The following is a 1,350-nucleotide window of genomic DNA, read 5'->3' as shown; positions in this document are numbered from 1 at the left end:
AAGTCGAGAGATCGCCTGTTAGCGATCCAAATAAATTGTTTGAAAGGTTTTTCAGGGGTGATAAGGCAAGAAAAAATGATCAAGGAAATGGACTGGGGCTTGCTATCTCAAAAAGAATTGTTGAACTTCATCATGGTAATATACATGCAGAATATAAAGAAGGTTGGATATCCTTTATTGTTGAACATCCAATCGAATAGATTGGCTTATGGAATTACAGGTTCCATAAGCTTTTTTTTTATAAACCTTAAGAATTCTTAAGGTTTTTTCAGGGTGTTTCCTAATTTTTATAGTTTATCATGTATGTATTCAAAGCGATGAGGTGAGTGGAGAAATTAAAATAAAATTTTCTTTCAGCTTCCAAGTGGATACATCGTGACCGCCTTATGGAAAAGGTAGATGCAACATGACTATTTTGTTAGTAGCAAATATGAATAGCAACTTATTTTAAAGAAATGAAAAAACAAACGTAGGAGGATATATATGACGAAACCAGTTGTAGACGTGAAAAACGTCCAAAAAGTGTACGGTAAAAAAGGTGAGAACCAATCACACGCGTTAAAAGGTGTTTCATTCTCAATTCATGAGGGGGAGTTTGTCGGAATTATGGGGCCATCTGGTTCTGGTAAAACAACATTATTAAATGTAATTTCAACGTTAGATAAAGCGACAGGCGGTGTTGTTGAAATTGCGGGTACGGATATTACGAAAATGAAGCAAGGTGAGCTTTCTGATTTCCGTTCGCAAAAATTAGGATTCATTTTCCAAGACTTTAACTTATTAGAAAATTTATCTATTTACGAAAATATTGCACTTCCACTTTCACTTCAGGGTGTCCCATCACGAAATATTGGACAGAAAGTAGAAAAGGTAGCTGATATGTTAGGAATTTCAGCAATCCTTCAAAAGTATCCATCTGAAGTATCTGGTGGACAAAAACAGCGTTCAGCAGCAGCACGTGCGTTAGTGCATGAGCCAGCAATTATTTTAGGGGACGAACCAACAGGAGCGCTTGATTCTAAAAATGCAACAAGTTTACTGGATGCGATGACAAACTTAAATAAAGAACAAGGTGTATCCATTATGATGGTTACGCATGATCCTTACAGCGCAAGTTACTGTCAGCGTATTTTATTCATTCAAGATGGTGAGTTATATAAAGAAATTCATCGCGGTGGTACCCGTGAAGAATTCTATAAAGAAATTTTAGACGTGCTTGCAAACTTAGGCACAAAAAAAGCGTAAGGAAGGAAGTTCAATCATGTTATTTAAACTTTCTATGTCAGGCCTAAAAAGTAAGTTGCAAGATTACATTGTTTTACTTGTTGGTCTTATTGTCTCTATTTCAAC

The 1,350-nt window shown here is 35.8% G+C and carries 2 protein-coding genes; both read left to right on the top strand.

Annotated elements, in window-relative coordinates:
• Positions 1-200: ATP-binding protein (locus tag DOS87_RS17185; protein ID WP_222616346.1), on the top strand; the 200-nt coding region annotated here is incomplete at its 5' end.
• A 283-nt stretch (positions 201-483) separates the two neighbouring features.
• Positions 484-1,245, top strand: coding sequence for an ABC transporter ATP-binding protein (locus DOS87_RS17180; protein ID WP_184121653.1), 762 nt, complete (start codon positions 484-486; stop codon positions 1,243-1,245).
• Positions 1,246-1,350 lie beyond the last annotated feature (105 nt).

This window comes from Bacillus sp. CR71 (assembly GCF_003429245.1).
GTDB lineage: Bacteria > Bacillota > Bacilli > Bacillales > Bacillaceae_G > Bacillus_A > Bacillus_A thuringiensis_S.
The sequence above is the reverse complement of the archived record's forward strand: the minus strand, read 5'-3'. Positions and strand labels throughout refer to the sequence as shown.